The 23883-nt window shown below is 45.5% G+C and carries 12 protein-coding genes; 9 read left to right on the top strand and 3 right to left on the bottom strand.

Going from position 1 to position 23883, the window contains the following annotated elements; genetic code table 11:
• Window positions 1–80 precede the first annotated feature (80 nt).
• The 7 genes from HQN88_RS13130 (at window position 81) to HQN88_RS13160 (ending at window position 14476) form a co-directional block, all read left to right on the top strand.
• The gene (locus HQN88_RS13130; RefSeq protein WP_173112181.1) at window positions 81–5159 is read left to right on the top strand and encodes an NEAT domain-containing protein; all 5079 of its coding nucleotides are present in this window, start codon (window positions 81–83) and stop codon (window positions 5157–5159) included.
• Window positions 5146–5955 (top strand): class B sortase, encoded by an 810-nt coding sequence (gene srtB / locus HQN88_RS13135; RefSeq protein ID WP_173112183.1) that lies wholly within the window; start codon window positions 5146–5148, stop codon window positions 5953–5955. The genes HQN88_RS13130 and srtB overlap by 14 nt, the downstream gene beginning before the upstream one ends.
• 216 nt (window positions 5956–6171) lie before the next feature.
• On the top strand, window positions 6172–7221 hold the full coding sequence (locus HQN88_RS13140; RefSeq protein ID WP_173112185.1) for an alpha/beta hydrolase family protein: 1050 nt from the start codon (window positions 6172–6174) through the stop codon (window positions 7219–7221).
• Window positions 7222–7436: 215 nt separating this feature from the next.
• Window positions 7437–8663, top strand: a complete 1227-nt coding sequence (locus HQN88_RS13145) for a glycoside hydrolase family 130 protein (RefSeq protein WP_173112187.1) — start codon at window positions 7437–7439, stop codon at window positions 8661–8663.
• 84 nt (window positions 8664–8747) lie between these two features.
• On the top strand, window positions 8748–9806 hold the full coding sequence (locus tag HQN88_RS13150) for a LacI family DNA-binding transcriptional regulator (protein WP_173112190.1): 1059 nt from the start codon (window positions 8748–8750) through the stop codon (window positions 9804–9806).
• Window positions 9807–10230: 424 nt separating this feature from the next.
• Window positions 10231–11253 (top strand): LacI family DNA-binding transcriptional regulator, encoded by a 1023-nt coding sequence (locus HQN88_RS13155; protein ID WP_274319544.1) that lies wholly within the window; start codon window positions 10231–10233, stop codon window positions 11251–11253.
• 79 nt (window positions 11254–11332) lie between these two features.
• Window positions 11333–14476 (top strand): alpha-mannosidase, encoded by a 3144-nt coding sequence (locus HQN88_RS13160; RefSeq protein WP_173112196.1) that lies wholly within the window; start codon window positions 11333–11335, stop codon window positions 14474–14476.
• A gap of 40 nt (window positions 14477–14516) precedes the next feature.
• Here the strand turns inward: HQN88_RS13160 and HQN88_RS13165 are convergent, their stop codons facing one another.
• Entirely contained in the window at window positions 14517–15410 is an 894-nt protein-coding gene (locus HQN88_RS13165; RefSeq protein WP_173112199.1) for a helix-turn-helix transcriptional regulator, read from the bottom strand.
• Window positions 15411–15552: 142 nt separating this feature from the next.
• On the opposite strand from HQN88_RS13165, the gene HQN88_RS13170 reads away from it, so the two are divergent.
• A complete protein-coding gene (locus tag HQN88_RS13170) occupies window positions 15553–18747 on the top strand; it encodes a glycosyl hydrolase (RefSeq protein ID WP_173112202.1) in 3195 nt (1064 codons plus the stop codon).
• Window positions 18748–18764: 17 nt separating this feature from the next.
• Here HQN88_RS13170 and HQN88_RS13175 read toward each other — a convergent pair whose 3' ends face one another.
• Window positions 18765–19643 (bottom strand): AraC family transcriptional regulator, encoded by an 879-nt coding sequence (locus HQN88_RS13175; protein ID WP_173112205.1) that lies wholly within the window; start codon window positions 19641–19643, stop codon window positions 18765–18767.
• Between the two features lie 131 nt (window positions 19644–19774).
• Between HQN88_RS13175 and HQN88_RS13180 the strand changes: the two genes are divergently transcribed.
• Window positions 19775–22690, top strand: coding sequence for a family 78 glycoside hydrolase catalytic domain (locus HQN88_RS13180; protein ID WP_246320212.1), 2916 nt, complete (start codon window positions 19775–19777; stop codon window positions 22688–22690).
• A gap of 102 nt (window positions 22691–22792) precedes the next feature.
• Here HQN88_RS13180 and HQN88_RS13185 read toward each other — a convergent pair whose 3' ends face one another.
• Window positions 22793–23878, bottom strand: coding sequence for a GerAB/ArcD/ProY family transporter (locus HQN88_RS13185; RefSeq protein ID WP_173112208.1), 1086 nt, complete (start codon window positions 23876–23878; stop codon window positions 22793–22795).
• Between the last annotated feature and the right edge of the window lie 5 nt (window positions 23879–23883).

Raw genomic sequence — 23883 nt, forward strand, 5'->3', positions numbered from 1 at the left:
CGTTTTTCTTCTAATAGATTGCATGGATCATTATGATCATGATAGGGAGTGAGTTACAAGTGATTTTGGGCGGAAGTTCATTGATAAAAAAAATGACGATCCTCATGTTAATTGTTGGTTTAATCTTTTCACCGCTAGGCTTGCATGCAAGTACGGCTCATGCAGCGGCTGCTGCAACTACTGCACCAGATGGTGTCTATACGGTTGATTATTTATACTTAGTGAATGAGCTTGATTCTGTATCTGTTGCTAATACATATTTAAAATCACCTGGTCAAAAGGGAACACTACGCATTCAGAATGGTAAAGCTGTGTTTGAACATGAAGTATCTGAAACGAACTATTCGTACTTTCCATACTTGGGCTATCGCCTGGATGGGAAAGATAAGGCTGTCATTAGTACCGATCCTGCAACGCACAATGAAGTTGCCCTAGGAATTGAAGGCTATCAAGGTGTTACTGCTGTACGTGGGAACGGAGAGCATGCGAACTACCTTGTTACATACAATGTGTCAGATATTACGAAAAAACAGGATATTCTCATGCATGTGAATATACCTGATTTTAATTATAATCACTGGTACAATGTACAGTTGAAGATTGATCTAACTACGGTACCTGGCTTACCGTCCGATGAAGAGGAAGAAACACCAGGCAACGGCACTGTAACGACAGCGACCTATGCGCAAGTATTTGAACGTATAACTGTTGCTCAATCTGTTTATAGCGTAGCTATGGAAGGAACCAATTACGGAGATTACCCAACAGGCAGCAAGTCCACGCTGTACGCCATTATAGTTTCTAGCCAAATGATGCTGGATATGACGACGCAGGGGGATGCAGCAGCGTATGGTCAGATTTATAATACGGTGAATGGTGCCCTGTCCTTTTTTGAATCTAGACGTATCTTGGCAGATCGTTCAGACATTGAGCCGATTATCAAAGTCGTTCAGTCATTCCTGAATCGAGCGAAGCGGCATGGAACAGCTGAAGGCGCTCCTGGCTCAGCTGCGGCAGCCATTCAGGCTGGGGAATATTATGCTTCTGCGATTAACCTGCTTAACAGTTCATTGACAACTGCTAAAAATGCTGTGGCTAATCCGAAAAGCACGCCGTTAGTATTAAGCAATGCCAAGAAAGCGATGGAGAATCGCTACAAGACAGCTGAGGAAAATGAGTACGTAGAATCCAAACCATACAAAATTTATGCCTTGGATACGGATCAGCCGACAACAACGCTTTCTCCCTATGCTAATGAGATCGGTGACACAGTAACGACCATTGTGCAAAAAGTGGATTTTGTTAAAATGATTAATTTCTTAGCTAATGTGACATTGAAAGTGGCTCCAGATGATAATCAATTATTACAATCGGCAGCGACGGAAGAGGGGCCATTCTATGCGTACACGTTCCCAGCTGGCCAAGTGTCTGCCCTTTCAAATGCTTCGCAAAAGGTGTACCAACTTGCTCCAGTAAGTTATGTAGAGCCTGATGGGACGTGGCTAGGAATCAGCATGGTGAAATATACGGTAGAAGGCGTAACAAGAACGGTCTACATCAGCTATAACAAGGAAAAATTAGAGCTGCTTCAAACGCTGGTAGCCCAAGCAGAGCAACTGATTGCTGCTCCACGTTCGGTGGGTACGAGCCAAGAAGAGTTCGATATCGTCAAGCTGGCCTTGCAAGCTTCCCTTGATGCAGCCAAACCCGTTGCAAGTAATTTGGCTTCCAAACGGCCAGATATCCGCACAGCTCATACGGCTTTGCAAGCAGCCGTCGATTCGTTTCGAGCTGTTCAAGGCTACGAACGACAATTCAGTACCGTGCATGCAACGAAAGCTGCATTCTCTTCAGCTGACAGTTACTTAGGTAAACCAGCTATTATTACTAGCGAGAACGGTTCAACGTACGCGGCAGTTACGCTAAAAGACAACACGGTTATTAAATCTTTCCAAGTTAAAACGGGTAATGATTATGTTGATGCGCAAGTCGTAAGTGAGAACCTAGAAGCGAATACGCGCGTTGTGAAGTTTAAGATCGACAGCCTCTCCACGTTGGCTGATGCCAAAATGCGAGTTGTCATTCCAGCGCAAAATTACGATCAAACGCATACGATTCGTTTGAATTTTAATGATGTGAACAATGCTGAATTAGCACAAATATCTACGGAAGCAAGTACGCTATTACGGACAGCCGTTGTAGGAACAGAAGTTGGTCAATATCCAGCAACTGCCAAAACAACACTGCAAGCAGCCATCGATACGGCAGGAGGTGAAGCAGTTCGCACAGATGGTACGAATGAACAGTCCGTTGCTGCACTACAAACACTGAAGGGAGCAATCGTGACCTTTAAGGCTTCTGCTGTTGGTACAAATCCTGGTACAGGTGGCAGCCAACTGGATGATGGGGAATACGCGATTCCTTTCCATATTTACAAAAAAGGTTCTAACGAATCATCCGTCATGTATGACTATGTGGATACGAACAGCGGAAAGTTGATCGTGGAGAATGGTCAATCCTTCATTTCGTTTACTTTGAAACAACATGCAGAAATATTGTCTTTCAAAACGGAACGCAATGGCTCCTTGGTTGAAACGGATAAAGTGAGTGAGAATACGGCAGCCAATACGCGTGTTGTTCGTTTCCCAGTCAAAGATCTAAGTGCTCGCTTGAATGGATGGGTGAAAATCTATTGGATGCTTCCTCCGCCAATCAATTTATACGATCACGAATATGAAGTGGAATTAGGGTTCGATCAACCGGTTATCCCTGAAGTACAACAAGACCTGAGCTTTAGCGTCCTTCATGCAACGAAAGATGAAGCTTCTTCCATGGATCGCTATTTCGTGAAACCAGGCAAATACAGTATGGTCAACGGAAAAGCGAGAGTCACATTGACGTTGAAGGATAGTACCACTGTACCGAGCTTTAAAGTTGAGAAAAACGGTGTATTAACAGAAACGACGGTTCTCAGTACGGATACGGCTGCGAATACACGCGTTATACAATTCGAAACTGCGGATCTTACTACACTACTCAATGCACAAGTGCATGTTTCGACGAGCTATAATGGCCAGCCGTATGAAATGGATCATAACATTCGTTTGAAATTGTATGCGACAGATAAAACAAGCTTGAACGCATTGGTTACACAGGCTCAAAGTAAATATGATGGAGCAGTTGAAGGAACGGATGCAGGGAAGTACCCAGCAATTGCGAAAGCAGCGATGCTAGCAGCGATTAATACGGGTAAAGCTGTAGCAGCTAACGCAGCTGCATCCCAACAAACCGCAGATGCGGCTGTTGTGGCTTTGCAAAAAGCACTTCATGTTTTCCAAGCTTCCATTATTTTGGCAGATGCCAATTACACAGTTACCTTACCAACGTCCATTACGGACGGCTCTGGGACACCGATTAATAACTATGTAACTAGTGAAGCTAAATTGGAAGTAAGTAACGGTAAACAAGTGATGACATTGCAACTTCAAACAGGTGTTACCCTGAAAAAAGTGCAAAAGAAAAAGGCAGATGGCACACTGGAAGATGTTCTTCCACAAGTGGTTGCCGCTGCTAAAAGAGTGAATGAAGTAGCTATACTGAGTACATCAGGAAGTTCACCTTCGTTTAGCTTTGAAGTAGATCGCACAGCGAATTATGTTGTAACATTGGTTGGCGCGGATCAGACAGAACGGGCATTTGAGATTCCTTTCTCGCAATTGGAGCCTGCCAAAGTGACGCCAGGAACGAGTGGACCAGGATCAGGTACAGGTCCAGTCGGCCCCGTGAATGTACATGGAATTTCTGACGGCACATACAGCATTGCGTATAAGTTTCTTAAATACAATGAATCATCAACTTCGGTTATGCAGGATTATGTGGTAACGCCAGGTAAGCTTACTGTGAGCGGTAGTTGGATGTACTTCGAATTTGTATTGAAAAATAGCAAAGAAATTCCCGATTTCCAAATTGATAATGGCAATGGTTTGTCTGCTCCAGATGTATCTGCGACAGATGAGGCCAAAAACACAAGGACTTATAAATTCAAAGTGAATAATTTGGATGAAAAGCTCCACGGTTGGGTTGATGTCAATTGGCCGGCCATGAACTATGTGCATAATTATGATGTTCATTTGGCATTAAACAGATCGTCCTTACAAGCGATCGCTTCTGGCTCGAACCCTGCACTTTCTGGAGGAGAAAAGCCGTTCATTGATTTGTACACCCCGGGTGAGTATGAAATGGCTTATGCGCTTAATGTAAGAGGTACTTCAAATAAGGCCGAAGTAGACGCCTATGTGAAGCACCCGGCTAAATTAGTCGTGAAGGACGGCAAAACATACGTCCAACTAACCGTATCCAATCAAGAAGTGAAATCGTTGAAGGTTGAGCAAAATAGTACTCTCACCGATGTTGAAATTATTTCAACGAATGAGAAAGACAACGAGAAGACCGTACAATTTGCCATTTCGGATGCAAAGACCAAAGTTATGGCATTGTTTACCGTACAAGGTAAATACACGGGTGAATATGCTGTGGAGTTCGTATGGGATGGCTCGAGCGTGAAACCTTACAAAGAACCAGTTAAGGATGTCGTTCCGGTTAAACCACCGACCACCACAGCAAGCAGTTTTAAAGATGTAGAGAAACATTGGGCTAAAGCTCAGATTGATCGCGCGATTCAGTTAGGTCTAACGAATGGGTATGGGGATAACACGTTCCGCCCTGATAACTTAATCACACGGGCAGAGTTCGCCGCACTGCTAGGGCGAGTGTTGAAATTGGTCCCTAGCACGGATGAGCTGAGTTTCAGCGACGCTACCGACATTCCGACATGGGTGAAGCCTCAGCTTGGGTCGATTGTGAAAGCGGGTATTCTGAACGGTTACGAGGATGGCACATTCCGTGCTGATCGACAAATAACTAGAGCAGAGCTGGCAGTCATCATAGCGCGAGCACTTCACTTGCAGGTAGACGAGAAGGCACAGTCAAGCTTTGCAGATGTGGAGAGCATACCTTCATGGGCACAGGCTGAAGTTGCGGCTGTCCAAAAACAAGGTATCATTCAAGGTCGTGGTGATAATCTATTCGCCCCTAACGACAATGCAACGCGTGCGGAAGCTATTTCATTGATTCTTGCCCTGTACAGTGAAGCTAAATAAGCGAAGTATTTACTTTGAGAGCTTGTGTTTAACCATTGCTATATTCCTATATGCTGCATGCCGATTAATCCTGATCGGCTGGGGATATTATGAGAATCATCAGGTATTGGCTGAGGCAAGTGACATATTTAGAGAAGCGCAATCGCAAGAATTGAAAACTGAACCTAGGCAACCTATCACCTCATCTGTGGAATTTGCTGAACGGACGCAACAGGAATCCGTTCAGCAAGCGCGAGGCGTGTTTCAACCATTACTTGAACGTAATCCTGATATCGTAGGTTGGATACAACTAGATGGCAGTCGCATCAACAATCCTGTTATGCAGGGACCAGACAATGAATGGTATTTATACCGTAATTTCAAGGGTGAATATGCGAAAGCTGGCAGTATCTTTATGGATTATCGGAATGAGCGATGGGAACCTCAGAGGAACCTTGTCCTATATGGACATAGGATGAAAGACGGCACGATGTTTGGTGACTTGAAGAACTTCCTGAATCCCGATTACTATGACGCTCATCGCCAATTTCGATTGGATACCTTGGACGCCTCTTATCTCGCTGAAATTTTCTCCGTGTATGATACAACTGTTGATTTTAATTATATTGAGACGGAATTTGTTGACGCAGAGGCATTTCAAAGTTATCTAACGAGCATCGAACAGAAATCATTGTATAGGCCAGATATTGAAGTTACTTCAAGTGATCAAATCGTAACATTATCAACCTGTGATTATAGACTTGATCCCGTGAATGGACGTTTCGTCGTTCATGCCCGATTGAAGCGTGTGAGCTGAAGTGATTACCTAGAGACTGTCTCAAGAAGTAGATATTACCTTGGGACGGTCTCTTTGTATGTAGGATGTTCTTTACGCTATATGATGGATGAACCGAAGAAAATTATTGAACTGAACAAAGGAAAGTAAGGGGAAGTAAGGGAAGTAGTTACGTAAAACACTATTTCGAGGGACGCGTGAGACAGTGTGTTACTTTAACTAAGATGAGGTGGCTGCATGTTTGCACAGTATGAAGACTCCGAACGGTTAGATAAAATAGAAGGACTGGAAGAATCGTATTCACCCTATCAAGATTTCCGTTTGTATCCTTCTTCCGTTACACCAAGGATTCAACTTGGAATGAATGTCATCAAACCGGCCAAACCGGGACTACTGCTTATTCAATTGCACGGTTGGCATATGAGTATGCCGAAGCCGCAACGACGGGATACGCCAAATGAAAGCTCGTATTTGATTGTACAAGTGGACATGCGTGGTCGTGCCTTCTCCCAAGGCAGCGCAGATTGTAACGGACTTGAACTGATGGATATCTATGATGCTGTTCAATTCGCTCGGCGAGAGTACAAGGACTGGCTGCTCGCAGAGGAGCCTGCGTATTTGGAAGGTGGAAGTGGTGGAGGCGGTAATGTTCTAGCTACTGTAGCCAAATTTCCTGATCTATTTGCGGCTGCTTCAGCGTTGTACGGCATGTCAGATTACGCTGCTTGGTATGAACAAGATCAAACAGGAGAATTTCGTGATGAGATGGATGTCTGGATTGGCTGCACACCGCAAGAGGATATGGAGCGTTATCAGGCACGAAGTGGTTTGCACTTGGCCTTGAATGTGCACACGCCGCTCTATATCACGCATGGCGATGGGGATATTCGCGTGCCTGTTACTCACTCGCGTTCTTATATAGATGAGATGCAACAGCTAAACAAAGGGCAGCTCGTTCGATATGATGAGCTTGCAGGTGTCGGAGATCGCGGACATTTAGCCCATATTCGACCCGAACAGTCACTCCGCGTGGAAGTGGAATCGGAGCGTAATCGGAGCGACCACCAAGCGCCTATTCAGCTTCCGTTACAGGGTAAGCTTCTTGTAGGCGGATATGTGTACACGAAGTACTTCAAGCTGCAACTAGACTCTGTGAATCATCTAGCGGAACTGCTGTATGACGTTGAGGAACGCAGTGTTCAACTAACAGCTTCAGCTGACTATCCGTATTATGTAGAATGGGCGGATGGGACTGTTGTGAGCGGTTGTTGTATGCAAGTGAAGTGACAACGGAAACTAAGAGGTTAGATGTATTCGACGGTGCAACAATCCCTGCTTCATGTAGCAGGGATTGTTTTTTATTTTTTTATGGGATATGAGGCACGATCGTCTTTTTATAATTATTTGTTTCATTAAACAGTTGAATAAACAATTAGCGTGTGATAAATTGATACAGAAAGTACTTTCATAAGCTCTTCATAACTTACCTATCAGGAGGAAATATGAAACCACAATTTCGTTATTTGGATAAGCCAGTACTTGAACCTGTTCCGGGGTGCGATTGGGCGGATAAAATGGTCTTAAACCCTGCGATTGTCAAAGATCCTGAATCTAATCGCATACATATGTTATTTAGATCTACTGGACCGTGGCCGCAAAAAAGAAGAGAAGGATGTCATGATCCCTATCCCATTTTCCTTGGCTATGCAACGAGTGATGACTTAGGGGAAACGTGGGATGCAGACTTCTCAAGACCTGCGTTGGCGCCTGTCATTGGTTATGAGGAGCATGAACTTTATACGATGGATATCAAGGGGAATCGGGTAAGGAACTATGCGAATGGTTGCATAGAGGACCCGAGAATTTTTACAGTGGAAGATGAGTTGTATGTGACAGTAGCCTGTCGTTCATTTTCACCAGGGCCGTATTGGTTATTAGATCAAGATCCGCCAATTCAAACGAGATATGAGTATGTTCCTGATTGGATTCATAGTGCGAGCGATGAGGAGCCGTTTGTCAAAGCGGCGCGTGCCAACGAGACGGTGACTGTGTTATATAAGTTAAACTTGGATAAGCTTAAGAATAGGTTGTATGAGGAAGCATTTGACTATATTGGGCCTCTAACAGAAGGACATGTTAGCGATAATCGTGATGTTTTCCTTTTTCCGAATAAGATGAAGATCGATGGCAAAATGCAATATGTGATGCTGCATAGACCCATGAACGTATTACCTTTTGACCAAGGAGAAACGGTTAAGAAGCCCTCCATCTATGTAGCAGCGGCAGAGGCAATTGAAGATTTCGCTACTCCCAAAGCTACACATCGCTTATTGGCTACAAGTATTTTCGATTGGGAAGAGAATCGGGTGGGAGCTAGTTGGCCGCCACTCCAGATAAGTGAACAGGATTGGTTAGTTTCCTACCATGGGAAGAAGGATATTTACTTTGGATATACACAGTCTTTCATGATTGTTCGAGAGCAAGAAAATGATTTTCCTCTTGTACTGAATCGTTGTTCCGAACGTTTGATGTATGCAGAAAGAGAGTGGGAGATGCCATCGGATTATCCTACGCCATGTTTGTTTACAACGGGTGGAATTGTAATCAATGGTGAGTTAATCATGTCCTACGGAGCTGCAGACCAAAAAATAGGCATGTCCTGGGTCAATTTAGAGGAATTGATCGCATATGTACGTACGTTTGATGAACACGGAAACAAGATTAACTAGCAAATATGTATACAAGTGAGAATTGCTTTAGGTGTCCCCTGCAATTAAGATAAGAATAACGATATGAACTGGGGGACACGGGTAGTGAAGAAGATAACGCTTCAAATGATTGCTGAAACAGTTGGGGTATCCAAAGCATTAGTTTCTAAAGCGCTGTCGAATGACCCTGCTGTTAAAAATGAAACGAAAGAGCTTATTTGGCAAACAGCTACAGAAATGGGATATCGGTTTGATAATCTTCGCAAATCGATTAGTTACAGCAAGACGGGGAATATCGCCGTGCTGATGCCACAGGCGTATTTGGATGATATTGAGTATTGGGGAAAAATTATCCGTGGAATCGATCGGGAATTGGCGATAAATGAGTTGAGTATGATGCTATCCGGTGTTGATATTTCAATGGATCCTGAAGAGGGGTTGCCTCGAAGTATCCATGAAGGGAAAGTGGATGGCGCCTTGCTTTTGGGCCATATTCCCGAAGCTTTTATGGAAGCATTGGAAGCAAAGGAACTTCCCTTTGTCTTGGTCGACTCGAATATTCAAAATGGCAAGTATGATCATATACTCGCGAATAATTTTCTAGGGGCCTATGAAGCGACGAACTACCTTTTGCATGCTGGTCATCATCATATAGCATTCGTGGGGGATAGCGAAACTGCTTTGAGCTTTAGAGAGAGAGAACGTGGGTTTGAAGAAGCTGTAAAGAACTTTAAGATGCAAACTGTGCAAAAGGTCGAGAGCTCTTGGGTTCGGGGTGTTGGGGTTAGTGGAAGAGGGAATTATGTACATACCGCATTTCCAGACATATTGCGAGAGACGATTACCGTGAAGAAAGTGACGGGCTTCTTCTGTGCTAATGATCGGTTGGCGATCGAGACGCTCCGATTATTGAATGATTGGCATTTAAAATGTCCAGAAGACTTTTCCATTGTTGGATTTGATGACATCTCCTTATCCGAATTTGTCACTCCCATGCTGACGACCGTACGCGTACCAAAAGAAAGTATGGGCTCGCGAGCCGTCCAGTGTCTTCAAAAACGAATTCAGAATAACCAACCCGTTACGGAACAGGTGCTGCTGACGACGGAATTAGTTGAGCGTGATTCTGTCAGAACGAAAAGCGAAATCAGAACCCACGGTTAAGGCCGTAGGATCGGATTTCGTTTTTCTTTTTAAACGGCAGTTTTTTCATTAGTTCATCACGCATAATGCCGTTCGATTCCGTTTCTGGTCGTTAAATAATCGATTGGCGGGGGACGCTTTTTTAGTGACAGAAGAAAGCGCTCATTGTTTAGATGAAGTGAGGCTCATGGGAAGTCATGCTTTGCAATTTGCTTGCCGGTGACATGCTTACCACTGTGAAACATGCAAAAGTGCAAGCGTGCAACCTTTTTCCGAGCACCTAGAAAATGCGATATCTATGGAAGAAGAATTGACCCAGCACCCCATTAAAATATCAATCAGAGGTCATGAAGCTGGATTTATGAAGCTTTTTTTGGCTTTAGAAAAGAGCTTTCCAAAATTTGATAACACGTGATAATATGGGATTAGCAGGAGGGTGATTTTGGTGAAAAGAGTTACTAGCATTGATGTCGCTCGGAAAGCAGGCGTGTCTAGAGGCGTTGTATCCGCTGTTCTTAATCATACCGCTGGCATTCGTGTCAGTGAGGAGAAGCGGGCTCTCGTTTTACAAGCGATTGAAGAATTGGGCTATCGCGTCGACGTGCAGGCAAGGGGGATGCGTCTGGGGCGGAGTCAGTGCTTCGCGGCTTTTGGCGATATGGATAATCCGCTGTTTCTCCAGATGCTGCAAGGTTTTCAGAAAATGTGCACAACCTCTGGCTATCATGTCTTGCTCTATGGGAGTAATGGCAATGAATCCACCCGGTATGAGCTGTTGGAAATGTTTCGAGAACGACGAATTGACGGTATTGTCTCGAAAGATCCTACACAATATGCAGATGCAGCCTGGGCGCAAGCCATTCATGACAATCAAGTACCTTATGTGAGTGTTGATGGATATTCAGAGAACGAGTCTGTCTGTTCCGTGCTCACGGATTATAAGGGGAGTATTCAAGTAGCGCTGAATACCATTTGGCAGAGAACCCAAACAACACCCGTATATGTAGAAGTGCACCACGGTGCTTCAGACACCTTGAACTGGGGAGATCTACAGCGGAGGGCTGGATATGTGGAATGGATCGAAGCAAAGAGGCTTACGCCGCAGATCATAAGTATGCCAAGACATAACAATGAATCTCAACGTGACGCATGGGTACATGTTTTGGAAAAGGTAGAGAGACCTGCTTCACTCGTAACGAACTGGTCATATGGTGCTAGACAAGTTTATGAAGCCTGTTATCATTTGAATTTACGAATTGGCACAGATGTTCATATCATGGCTGCTGATAATACCGAACAAGTCAATGCCTATATGATACCTCCGCTAAGCGCAGTCGAAGTGCCCTATCGGGAGATGGGAAATCTCGCGGCAGAGCGACTACTTCAATATGTGGAAGGCAACCGCAAGCTGCAGGATACGACGACGATCATGGTGCCATGTCAGTTAGTCCTGCGAAACAGCATCTAATAATACAGAATGAAGAGGATTACAGTCCCTCTTGCGCTTTGATAACACGTTATATCACTGGGAAAACGGAGGTCTCCACATGCTATGGACGTATGAGAAAATCGCTAAGCGAGTAGACGAGATTAAAGAATTTAGGTATCGAGATGCTATAGCACTGAATGAATTCGATTTTCGTTTGGATCAAGAGGGCAACATTGGAGCGTATCCTTCCGTGGAAGGGGACTGGGGGAAGATAAGGCTTGGTGATACGTGGCAAGGGTATGACCAGTATGCCTGGCTAATGTTCAATGTCACTATTCCACCAACTTGGATCGGGAAGAAGGTCGTGGGTCGCTTTGATTTTGGGCAGACGGGAGGTGGGAATAATAGTGGCTTTGAATCGCTGCTATTCGTGGACGGCCAGCCATATCAAGGCGTGGATAGTAATCATCAAGAGGTGTTCTTGGAAGAGGGATGGATTGGAAACAGCGTCCAATTAAGCTTTCGGTTATGGTCAGGACTAAGGGGCTATGATCCCAATCCGGCGTCTATCCAGCATCGGCTGCAACTCGCGGAACTCTGCTGGCTTGATGAAGCAGCGGATGACTTGTATTTTACGGGGAAAGCAATCATTGAAACGGTCAAAATACTGCTGGAGCATCAGCCTGAGAAGCATATCCTATTGTCGCTTGTGGATAAAGCTTTCCTCCAAATTGATTGGTCAAGACCAGGTTCGGATGGTTTCTACGATTCCATTCGATTAGCTAGAAACTTGCTCGTTGAGGGGCTTGAACAGCACCCAAAAACGAGCGAAATCATCGTTCAATGTATCGGTCATACGCATATCGATGTGGCTTGGCTGTGGCGGCTTGCTCATACGAGGGAGAAAACAGCGCGATCCTTCTCTACGGTGCTGAGACTAATGGAGCAATTTCCTGACTATATCTTTTTGCAAACACAACCGCAACTATACGAATACATCAAGCAGGATTATCCTGAGATTTACGATAAAATGAAAACGCGCATTGGAGAGGGCAGATGGGAAGCGGGCGGTGCGATGTGGCTCGAGGCTGACTGCAACTTATCTTCTGGCGAATCTCTCGTGCGCCAAATCTTATATGGTACTCATTTTCTGCAAAAAGAGTTTGGCGTAGCCTGCAGCTATCTGTGGTTGCCGGATGTGTTTGGATATAGTTGGGCTCTGCCACAGATTCTAAAGAAGAGCGGCATTACCATGTTTATGACGACCAAAATTAGCTGGAATCAATATAATCGCATGCCGCATGATACGTTTCGTTGGCGCGGGATTGATGGTTCGGAGGTACTGACACATTGTATAACAACACCTGAATTAGGGGCTACGGAAGGGTCGTTCTATTATACGTATAATGGCGGGATTACCCCTTACTCCGTTAACGGCATCTGGGAAGCGTATCAGGATAAGAGCTTGAATCGCAAGCTGCTGCTGTCTTATGGATACGGGGATGGTGGCGGTGGCGTCAATCGGGAGATGCTGGAGATGAGGCGCCGATTAGCGAAAATGCCAGGGTTACCGCAGGTGACAACGGGCAGAGCGGATTCCTTTTTCCAAGAGCTAGAGAGGGAAGTAGCTTCATCTGACAACTATGTGCATACATGGGATGGCGAACTGTATTTAGAGCTTCATCGCGGTACGTACACGAGTCAAGCCTATAATAAACGGATGAATCGCAAGCTCGAACTGCTGTATTGGGAGACAGAATGGCTGGATGTATTCGCTAGGCTCGAGGCAGGGGAACAAGGGGGGAAAGCACCGGAAACCAAGCTGCAAGAAGGATGGAAAATCATCCTGCGTAATCAGTTCCATGACATTATCCCAGGCTCTTCGATACGTGAAGTATATGAAGACAGTCGAGTAGAGTATATGCAGGCTGAACAGTTTGCTTCGGAAGTTTGGACGGCAGCAGGGAAATTAATAATGGCCTCTCCAGCGAAAGAGGGATATACGGTTATCAATGGTTCATCCTGGCAACGAACAGATCTGATTGAGGTTCCGGATCGTGCGGAGGGGGAGGGCATACAGCAGTGGGCAACGGCTGCTGGAGCACTTTGTAGAAGGCAAAAGACGAGCGGAGGTTGGCTTGTCGAGGTACCGGATATGCCTGCTATGGGTTATCTAACACTTACACCGATCCAAGGACAGTCAAGTCAGGAACGGGATGCTTCGAGTTTTCATTGTCAGGGGAATAGCTTAGTAACGCCGCATTATCGACTTAGCTGGGATGAGAGCGGTAGATTGACTCGTTTGTTTGACATTCAAGCGCAGCGTGAAGTACTTGCAGCAGGTGAACTGGGCAATGTTCTGCAGGTATTCGAGGATAAACCGAAGGGGCGGCACGAGGCGTGGGACATCGATATTTTCTATACCGAGAAACAGAAGAATGTTGAGGAATGCACGAATATTAGTGTGATCGAATTAGGCCCTTTGCGTGCTACGGTGGCATTCTCTTGGGTATATGGGGATTCAACCATCGTTCAACACATGAAGCTCTACGCACATAGTCGACGCATTGATTTCGAAACGAGAATTGACTGGCATGAGCAGCGTCAATTGTTAAAGGTTGCTTTTCCAGTGGGAATCCGAGCGACCGAAGCGACCTATGATATCCAATTCGGCAATGTTAGACGCCCGACGCACTGGAATACGAGCTGGGACTATGCTCGTTTCGAGACAGTGGGACATCAATGGGCTGACTTGTCGGAGCGGGATTATGGCGTGAGTCTCTTGAATGATTGCAAGTATGGTTACGACATCAAGGATCATGTTATGCGGCTTACGCTCATTAAGTCGGCTATGGTGCCTGATCCCACGGCTGACCAAGGTGAGCATGTGTTCACTTATGCCTTATTGCCGCATAGCGGCGATTGGTTCGAAGGTAGAACAGTGCAAGAAGCATGGTCGCTAAACAACCCAACTGCTGTCATCCAAGGCGTATCAGCGTTTGGGGATTTGCGATCGCTTCTTACCCTATCAGCAGCTCATGTGATGGTCGACGCCGTGAAGTGGTCAGAGAACGGTACGGGGATTATTGTACGTGTACATGAGTTTGCTGGAGCACGAGGACGACTCACAATAGAGACGGGATTTAACGTAACAACGTGGCAGGAAACGGATCTGATGGAACGACCAACAGGTGACGAGATGACAGGCGGGATTAGCTGCGAAATCTTGCCTTATGAAATCAAAACATGGCTCATTAAATAAGAGGGTTACCTTATCAGATGCGGGTGCGACGGAAAAATAACTATCTTTCCGTCGTCATCCGAAATTGTGAAGGTGTGAGCCCTGTGCTTTCTTTAAAATGTCTGGAGAAATAGTGGACACTCCCGTAACCTAGCGCTTCCGCAATGTCAGCATGTTTGGCGCCGGAAAGCAGCAGTTGTTTGGCCTTAAGCGTACGTGCTTGTAATAAGTAGACCTTAGGCGCTTGTCCAGTCAGTTCTCGGAAGAGATCGGCAAAGTAAGTCGGATTGTACCCGCATAAGTGGGCTAATTCCTGGACCGTCCAGCTTTGTTGTGGACTAGCGGAAATGGCCTCCAGTGCAGGTGCAATTTTTTTGCGTTCCATTTGCGTTTGTTGAACGATCTGTGAGCGGGCAAGGGTCGTTAACAAGACGATGAGGTGTGCGCGCAGCAGCAACGAGTAACCTGGTTGTTGTTCCCTATATTCATCGACGATCGGCACGAACAAGGGACCTAATGAAGGGAGCCGGAATACCGGAGGGAAATGGATCACATTGGAATCCCATAGGTCTAGTGTGTATGTAGTTGGTTCTTGAAGAGCATGCTCAAGTGAGATCTCACGAATGCCATGAGCAGGGTGAAGCGGATCGACTGAATCCCCATGCCACTGAAAATGAACGCTATAGAAAGAGGTGTTTGCTGTTAAGGTTGCTAGCTGATGTGGGCTATGAGGTCCATACAGGCAGCTGTCACCAGCTTGCAAGACGTACCGATGTGAGCCTAATCGCAGTTCTATTTTACCCTCAATGACAAAAAGTACTTGGTAATCTGGTATGGTTCGGGGTCCCCAAGAAGCGAGACTTACTTGATTTAATTGCTCGGCATAATTAACCGTCGGTTGTAAGTTGACGAGGTCACCAAGCGCATGCAAATTAGGATGTTGACGTGTGCCCATCGTGGTTCATCTCCTTGACTCTCATTATAAAACAAAAAATCTGTGAAAAGTACAAACGCCTAGCGGCAAAAGGATAAATACACCGGAAAAGAGCTTTGCTAAGATAACAGTGTAAATAAGGTTATCAAGGAGCGTGTAACGAATGCAAATAGATAAAGTAGAAGACCTAAAGACTTATTTTAATACGCCGTCCAATGACTACCGCCCTGCGCCACTGTGGGTTTGGAACGATAAGATGGAACCGGATCGCATACGTGCTCAACTTCGGGAGATGGCTGATCGCGGATTTGGCGGGGCCTTCGTGCATCCGCGACCTGGACTGGTGACGGAATATTTATCGGAGGAGTGGTTCGAACTTTGGGGGATTGCCCTCGAAGAAGCCGAGCTCCTAGGTTTGAAGCTCTATATCTATGATGAGAATTCCTATCCATCAGGGTTTGCCGGTGGACATGTTCCCTCTGAACTTCCGGATTGCTTAGCCAATTGCGTGTTATTTAATGAATACAGTCGGGATGATTTATCCGCACTCCATCATTTAACGTCACCGATGCTTAATCGTCCGGGTAAGCCTATGCGTGTTTTTGCTATGAGAGAACGCGGTGCAACGGGGGAGTGGGAGATTATCAAGGATGTGACTCTGCTTCCGATCCAAGATTGGGAATTACATGGTGACAAGTTTTGGGTATTTGAGCTTGGAACGCCGGAGACGAATAGTTGGTTAGGTGGTTTCGCATACGTTGACCTGTTGCGTCCCGAAGTGACGGAGCGCTTCCTTCAGACGACGCATGAGCAATATCGAGCGCGATTTGGAGACAGGTTCGGCAATGTGATACCTGCATTGTTCACGGATGAACCTGAAATATCACCAGGTAACCTATTCCAACATGGAGATCGCTTCTTGCCATTCAGCTACTGGTTTTCTGCCGAATTTGAAAAAAGAAATCACTATGATCTGCTGGATTACTTGCCCTTCCTGTTCCGAGATGTTACGTGGCCATCACAAACTAGGGATGCCGAGCAGGTTCGGTACGACTATTATGCAACGATGCATGCGTTATGGACGGTCAATTCCGTTCAGCCGATCTCCGAATGGTGTGAACGTCATCATATTGCCTACACAGGACATTATTTAGAGCATAACTGGCCTCATCCCTTTCATCGTTCTTCACCTTCCGTCATGTCGATGTACGAATACATGCATTGGCCTGCGATTGATATGTTGATGACATATTTGCATAAAGCGAACAGCAAAGAGTCCAATTCATCATTCCTTCATAATACGAAACAACTGATGATCGGCATTCGTGAAGCACACAGTGTCGCCAACCAATTCGATCGCCCGCGGGTTCTTTGCGAGGCATTCGGAGCGGGAGGCTGGGATTCTACTTTTGAAGATTATAAGCGCATAGGAGATTGGTTGTATGTTCATGGCATTAACTTCTTAAACCCGCATTTAACGTATTCGACGATTGTCGGAGCTCGTAAACGTGATCATCCACAATCCTTCGATTGGCGCCAACCGTGGTGGGAGGAGCTTGGTGATCTTAATGATTATTTCGGGCGCTTGTCTTCGGTACTTTCCAGAGGAAAGACCGAGAATCGCATTCTCGTACTGAATCCAACGACATCATCATACTTGATGAATCCGAAAGATTTGGAGGATCATGACGCGTATCGGTTAGGCATTGAACGTACATTGGAGTTAGCCCAGCGCCTATCGGATTGCGGATGGGATTATGATTGGGGCGATGAGTATATTCTGGAGCGTCATGGATCGGTGTTTGGCAATCGCGTTACGGTAGCCAATCGGACGTATGATGTCATTATCGTTCCACCAGCCATGTCGAATTTGAAAGGGAGTACGGTTCTACTTTTACAGCAATACGCGGCTGGACAGGGAACGGTTATTGCAATGAATGAGCACATTCAACGGCAAGAAGGTTTGCTAATTTCTTCAGCGGACCTACGTTTATTGACAGAAAGCTGGATAAAAGTAACGGATTATGCAACCGCCGATGCGGCGATTCGTCAGGTCTTACAGCCTAGAATTTCTTGGAAATCAGGCGTGACAGAACGAAGTTCTGTCGCACAGTTGATTAGGGAAATGGAAGATGGAAGTACACTGTATTTTATCGTAAATAGTTCAGCAGTCATTATGGAGGACATCCTGCAGGTGCAAGGCACGCATGGAGAGATCTGGGATCCGCTTACTGGGCAAATGGAGGAAGGAGTTGGTCATGTTGTGAACGGTAGGTTAGAAATGCCTATATGTTTACAGGGATCGGGTAGTCGATTGCTCCGTGTCATGAAAGGATCAGTACGTGTGGAAGAGTCTGAACGCTTAGCGGAAGTTGCAGAGGGGGGTTCGTGCATTGATCTCGTTCCTGTTCTTCTGGATGTGACTGCGGAGAGAGAGAATATGTTACCGATCTTCTATTGTGATTTGAAAATAGGATCGAAATCCTATTCCGATATCTATACGGCACAAGCTTCTAGGTTGGCGTATGAACATCATGGTTTTCCGATGAACCCCTGGGATAATAGTATCCAGTTCAAGCGAAGATTACTGGATCGCGAAGGTGCTTTCGAGGCACAATCCGGCTTTACGGCAGTCTATAAATTCCACGTCTGTGAGGATGACATACCGAGCTTTATCGGCTTGATCGTAGAGCGACCAGAATTATATAAGATCAGCGTAAACGATGTGCTCATTTCACTGCATGCTGGAACGTGTTGGCTCGATCACCACATGGGGCAAGGCTCCATACGTGAAGCGATCCGCCCAGGAGACAACATGATCCGTTTGGAAGCCAAACCGTTCTCCATTTTCATGGAAATTGAAGCCGTCTATCTGACGGGGGATTTCACAGTGATCGAACATGAGGGGAAATGGGCAATTGGGGCCAATCGGAAGCTGGCTGTTGGTTCCTGGAAAGATCAAGGCTATCCATTCTATGGATCGGCCGTAACGTATCGGTACTCGGTGCATGTTCCTTCGAAAGGTAGAGCAACCAGATTGAAACTGCCAGAGTGGCAGGGGACCATTGCGAGTGTGCAGGTAAATGGAGCGAAAGCCGGCTTGATCGGGTTTGACCAAAATAACATACTGGATATTACGCCATACCTTGCGCCAGACCAAGAGAATGAAGTCCTGATCCGGGTAAACGGTTCGTTTAAAAACTTGCTCGGTCCCCATTTTGACCCAGAGAAACCAAGGAATAAAGCTTGGCCTGGCAATTGGAAAAACGCGCCGATATTCGGGCAGCCACTGGCTACCGAATATGATCTTCTTGATTATGGCTTGTTGAAAGATGGCGAGTTCGAAACGGAGGAATAGCAAGTCGTACTGGAAAATCACATGTGATTCCTCCGGCGATACGTAGCCGGTGTTACACCCGTCTTTTCTTTAAACAAACGGTAGAACCTTTTCGGATCCTGAATTCCAACGGCTGCGGCGATATCGGCAATAGAGAGGTCGCGATTGGAAGAGTCAGCCAATAGCCGGCAGCTTTGGTTGATCCGTTCTTGTGACAGCAGTTCCGAAAAGGACTCACTAGTATGTTCCGTAATAATACGTTGTAATTGCCTTGTACCAATTCCCACCTCTTTAGCTAAGCTAGCTAAGGTAATCTTGTCAGCTAATCGGCTTCGAATCGACCGTAAGACAGCCTCCATTCTGTCTTGATTGGGAGAGGATGAAGCTTCTTTGTGCTCAATAGCGCGTTCCATGACGATGAGCAGCTGGAGTAAAAGTCCGCACATCATGGTTTCATAGCCAGTTCGCTTCTGTTGGAACTCAATGAATAGAGAGGACATCACTTGTTCGAACTCGCGCGATTGTTCTCTCATTTGCAGCCATTGACCGCCATGCGAAACCAGATCGTTGAATCTGTACATGTGGTACTGCTCTGGTAATATGGAGGTAAGAAAATGAAAAAGCGATGCATCGAAGATGCAGTTGCCTATTCGCAACGGCTTATTTGGGTTGGGAGAGGAGGGGCGGAAAATATGGGAGATGCCAATTGGAATGAAAAATAAATCGCCTTTGCTAACGCGGATCGTCTGTTCTCCGATATAGTGGAAACCGCTTCCCTCCCACACATAGCTAATTTCATAGAAATCATGCGCATGCTCGGGAAGAAAGAAATGTTCGTAAACCTTATTGACGTAGATCGAAAATCCGTTCTCAAAAAACTCTTCGCCTTTCTCAACGTGCATATCAGGTCTGCGCATAAGAACTCCCCCACTTGTTTTAGATTAATGTCATCATATACCTAGTGGATGTCGTTATCAACCAATAACATTGCTCTTTACTTTTTTTATAATGGGAGAAGAGATAGGATCGTAAGGAGGACGCTAACGCGATGACAATGACGAAATGGCAAGCCCAATGGATTTGGGGAGATGGAGAAGAAAGTCCGCGGAATGAGTGGAGATGTTTTCGCAAAGAGTTTGAAGTTCCGCACAGCGAGGGGGGAAGTAATCCTACTGCTTCACTAAGAATTACAGCGGATTCAAGATATGTTCTCATGGTAAATGGTACTCAGGTAGGGAGAGGCCCAGTTCGCTCTTGGCCTTTTGAATTAGCCTACGATACGTATGAAATCGGTCATTTACTCCAACCAGGTGAAAGGAACACCGTAGCTGTTCTCGTGATGCATTTCGGTGTATCTACATTTTACTATTTAAGAGGGCGCGGTGGTTTGCTAGCGGAATTGAACGATTCCGAGGGAAATGTGCTCGCAGCGACAGATGCAACATGGTTAACATCTGGGCATGCAGGACATCATCCACGTGCTTCGAGAGCATCGTGTCAGCACGCTTTTGCCGAATACATAGATGCAAGTCTCTGGGATTCATCATGGATGCAGAGGGAGTACACGCCAGTAGATTGGATGCAATCGGTCGTGCTTGGGCCTGTCGGCATAGAACCATGGACGGTGGTAAAACCGCGCGACATCCCTCTCTTGACAGAAGAAATTATTACGCCGGTTCGGGTTGAATCCCTCGCCAAGATCAAGACGTTTCAAGTCACAGCAACGTTGGATATCCGCAACGGATGGATTGACGGAAGTGAGGTTCACGCGAATCGGATTCACTTCATCGGCTATGCAGTGACATCGCTTGTGACCAGCAAAGCTGGGAAAGTGACGATTGGATTCCTTCAAGACAGGGAGTGTTTGCAAGCCCTATCAGTAAATGGCGAATGGATCGAGAAGCATCGGATATACGGTACAGCACCAGAGCGGTATGTGGATGTTGATCTTCAGGCTGGAGAGAATTTGCTCCTGCTTGATGTGTCGAGTCATATACATACTGGCAAGTTGCAGATTGGCGTATATGCAGAGGAAGATCTTGTTGTATCCTTTCAGGCGCCAGCACATTATCGAGAACATGCAGAGTCAGCTTGGCTCAGAATCGGACCTTTCGATGCTGTTGAGTTAATCGATCACCAACGTGTTCGTGCCTTGGAGTCGGAACATCCGGACTACTTAGCATTGCACGACAATGTGAGATCTGTGGATGATTTGGCCATGTTCAAAGATTGGATTCAGTCCGTAAATCCGAAGTATGTATCAGAGGTAGATGTTTTTGCCCTAAGTGTGTGGAGAAAAGAAAACATTCGCTATGCAGTCCCTCCCCAACTGCAAAATGCCATTATTCCAAATGCGGAAGGGGCTAGTGTGCCTGTATTCGAAGGATACGATACGGAAGTGCTGTTTGATTTAGGGAAGGAATATTCCGGTTATTTGGCCTTCGAGGTGGAAGCAAATGAGGGTGATATCCTGGATTGGTATGGCTTCGAGTATATGTCAGGCGAGTATAGACAAGACATGTTTGGACTTGACCATACACTCCGTTATGTGTGCAAGGCCGGCCGTCAGCGCTATGAAACACCGATTCGGCGAGGTTTCCGATATGTTTCCATGACTGTACGAGGTGCTAAGCAGCCAATCAAACTCTACAACGTCACTATGATTCAGAGCAATTATCCCGTTGCAGAAGTCGGGCAATTCACGTGTTCGGACGAACTCTTGAATGACATTTGGGAAATATCCCGCCACACAACGAAGGTGTGCATGGAGGATACGTTCGTAGATTGTCCTGCTTTTGAGCAGGTATTCTGGGTAGGGGACAGCCGGAATGAAGCATTGGTAAGCAACTATGTATATGGCGTTCAAGATATTATCAAACGCTGCTTAAGACTTGTTCCAGGTTCTAAGCACCAAACCCCGTTATTCGCGGACCAAGTGCCTAGCGGGTGGAGTAGTGTGATCCCTAATTGGACGTTCTTCTGGGCGATTGCCTGTGCAGAGTACTACGATCAGACGGCAGATGAAGCATTTGCTTCGGAGATGTATGAAAATATCCGTTTCACACTCGAACATTATTTGACGAACATCAATGATCAAGGTCTCTTTGCGATTAAAGGCTGGAATTTACTCGACTGGTCACCGATTGATCAACCGAATGATGGCATCGTCACGCACCAGAATATGTTTTTAGTGCATACGTTACGAGTTGGCGCACGAATGGCGCTCATTTCGGGCGATCAAGAGGGAGTTGCTTTATTCGAAGATGCGGCAGTGCAACTGGAAACAGCTATCAACAACCATTTATGGCATGCAGATGCCATGGCATATATAGATTGCATTCATGTGGACGGAAGACGATCAGACGTGTTGAGTATGCAAACACAGGTCGTTGCCTCCTTAACTGGCGTAGCGAACGGTGAACGGAAAAAGACAATCGACAGCTACCTCGTGAATCCTCCATCACATTTTGTGCAAATTGGTAGTCCGTTCATGTCGTTCTTCTATTACGAAGCGCTTGCGAAATTGGGGGAAGTTGATCTTGTGCTAGCGGATATTCGTCATAACTATGGGATGATGATTCGCAATGGAGCGACAACATGTTGGGAACAGTATCCGAATTTCTTTGAAAATCGTTCGAATCCAGACATGCTTACACGCAGTCACTGTCATGCCTGGTCGTCCGCTCCCGCGTATTTCTTGGGTAGGGAAGTACTCGGTGTGAAAAGTCTTGCGCCAGGATGGGCAGAGATTGAGGTTGCACCTGCACCAAGTGGATTGACATGGGCGAAAGGAAGCGTACCGCATCCAGCGGGGGGAAGAATCGACGTGGCCTGGACGGTGAATGAAGCTAGCAAAACGATGGAATTATCCATTAGTTATCCAGCAAGTGTATCTGTTCAAGTTCGTATCCCAGAAGGATATACAGGCAATGTGAAAGAATTAAAACTGCAGCTTCTTGAATAGGGAAAAGGTTTGCCAGCTATGTTGAAGGACATAGTGGGCAAACCTTTTGTGCTGTTCTGTCGGTTGACAAGCATATCGTCTACATTAATACCGCGGGATACGCTATATTCGCTTTCGCTTTCGTACTAGGGTTAGAAAAACTAATAGGATGGGAATAATCGCAGTCGGAAGTAGGGAAGAAACCAGCGCAATTGTAGTGTTATACAGATAAAGGTCGCTCATACGGATAAAGCTTTTTTGTGCCATCGCAAAAAATAAAAGCCCAACTGGGAGAATAACAATTCGCGTATTTTTTAGTTGCAGTGTATGAGCGAACAATTTGATGAAAATATGTTGGAGAACGACAATTTCGAATAATGTAAATATGGTCCAAATAGCGATGATGACGATCTCAATTCTTTCCAGATATTCTCCGAATTTAACCATTTGAATAGTCGAGAAAAAGGGGAACATAATTGTTCCTGCCAAATCTAGTCCAAGCGAACCTAATGTTAAATAAGTCGCTAGTAATAAATAGAGAAATGAGAGAACTAAGGCACTTAAGCTAATTGTGAATATCTTATCCAAATTCTTTACACGATAGAGGATAAAAATAAATACGATAGATTTTCCAAACGGAAAATAGAAGGAAAGCCACCCACCGTAGACAAGTTCCCGAATACTATGTTGAAACTGGGGCAGGAAAGGATTGGTTTCCAGTTCTCTTATAATAAATAAACAAATGATTGTAATGCCCGCTAAAAAGAAAGGCATAATCACTTGTGTGGACCGAACTATCGTACCAAGACCTAGAAATGTGGCATATGTGGTACATAAGATAATAAATAGCATGATTTGGTTAGATGGTAAATTTGGAAGAACAACCGTCGTATAAAAGAACGATAAAGCCCGACAGGCTGCCGTCTGAATTTCAAGAATGTAGAGCAGATAAATACATATTAATAATTTGGCCAGCTTGCTTCCCACTAGGTTGTCAAAAATCTCAACCATTTTTAAGTTAGGGTACTGCTTCTGTATATAGCACATCAACTGCATCATAATAATGGCAAGGGTAGTCCCCAAGGTATAGGAAATCCAAACATCTTGTTTTAAGAACTTAGCTTCGTTCAAAAACAGCGTGGAGAAGCCAGATAAATAGCTGAATAATAAAAACCCAAACTGGACATAAGTTATTTTAACTGACTTCATGACGA

Origin of the sequence: Paenibacillus qinlingensis, from assembly GCF_013204845.1 — a bacterium.
Classification (GTDB): domain Bacteria; phylum Bacillota; class Bacilli; order Paenibacillales; family NBRC-103111; genus Paenibacillus_E; species Paenibacillus_E qinlingensis.

Bases quoted from the DNA above. Each gene is read 5' to 3' on its own strand.
- HQN88_RS13140 (WP_173112185.1), top strand. From the start codon at position 6,172: ATGTTTGCACAGTATGAAGACTCCGAACGGTTAGATAAAATAGAAGGA.
- HQN88_RS13170 (WP_173112202.1), top strand. From the start codon at position 15,553: ATGCAAATAGATAAAGTAGAAGACCTAAAGACTTATTTTAATACGCCG.
- HQN88_RS13145 (WP_173112187.1), top strand. From the start codon at position 7,437: ATGAAACCACAATTTCGTTATTTGGATAAGCCAGTACTTGAACCTGTT.
- HQN88_RS13185 (WP_173112208.1), bottom strand. From the start codon at position 23,878: ATGAAGTCAGTTAAAATAACTTATGTCCAGTTTGGGTTTTTATTATTC.
- HQN88_RS13160 (WP_173112196.1), top strand. From the start codon at position 11,333: ATGCTATGGACGTATGAGAAAATCGCTAAGCGAGTAGACGAGATTAAA.
- HQN88_RS13180 (WP_246320212.1), top strand. From the start codon at position 19,775: ATGACAATGACGAAATGGCAAGCCCAATGGATTTGGGGAGATGGAGAA.
- HQN88_RS13165 (WP_173112199.1), bottom strand. From the start codon at position 15,410: ATGGGCACACGTCAACATCCTAATTTGCATGCGCTTGGTGACCTCGTC.
- HQN88_RS13175 (WP_173112205.1), bottom strand. From the start codon at position 19,643: ATGCGCAGACCTGATATGCACGTTGAGAAAGGCGAAGAGTTTTTTGAG.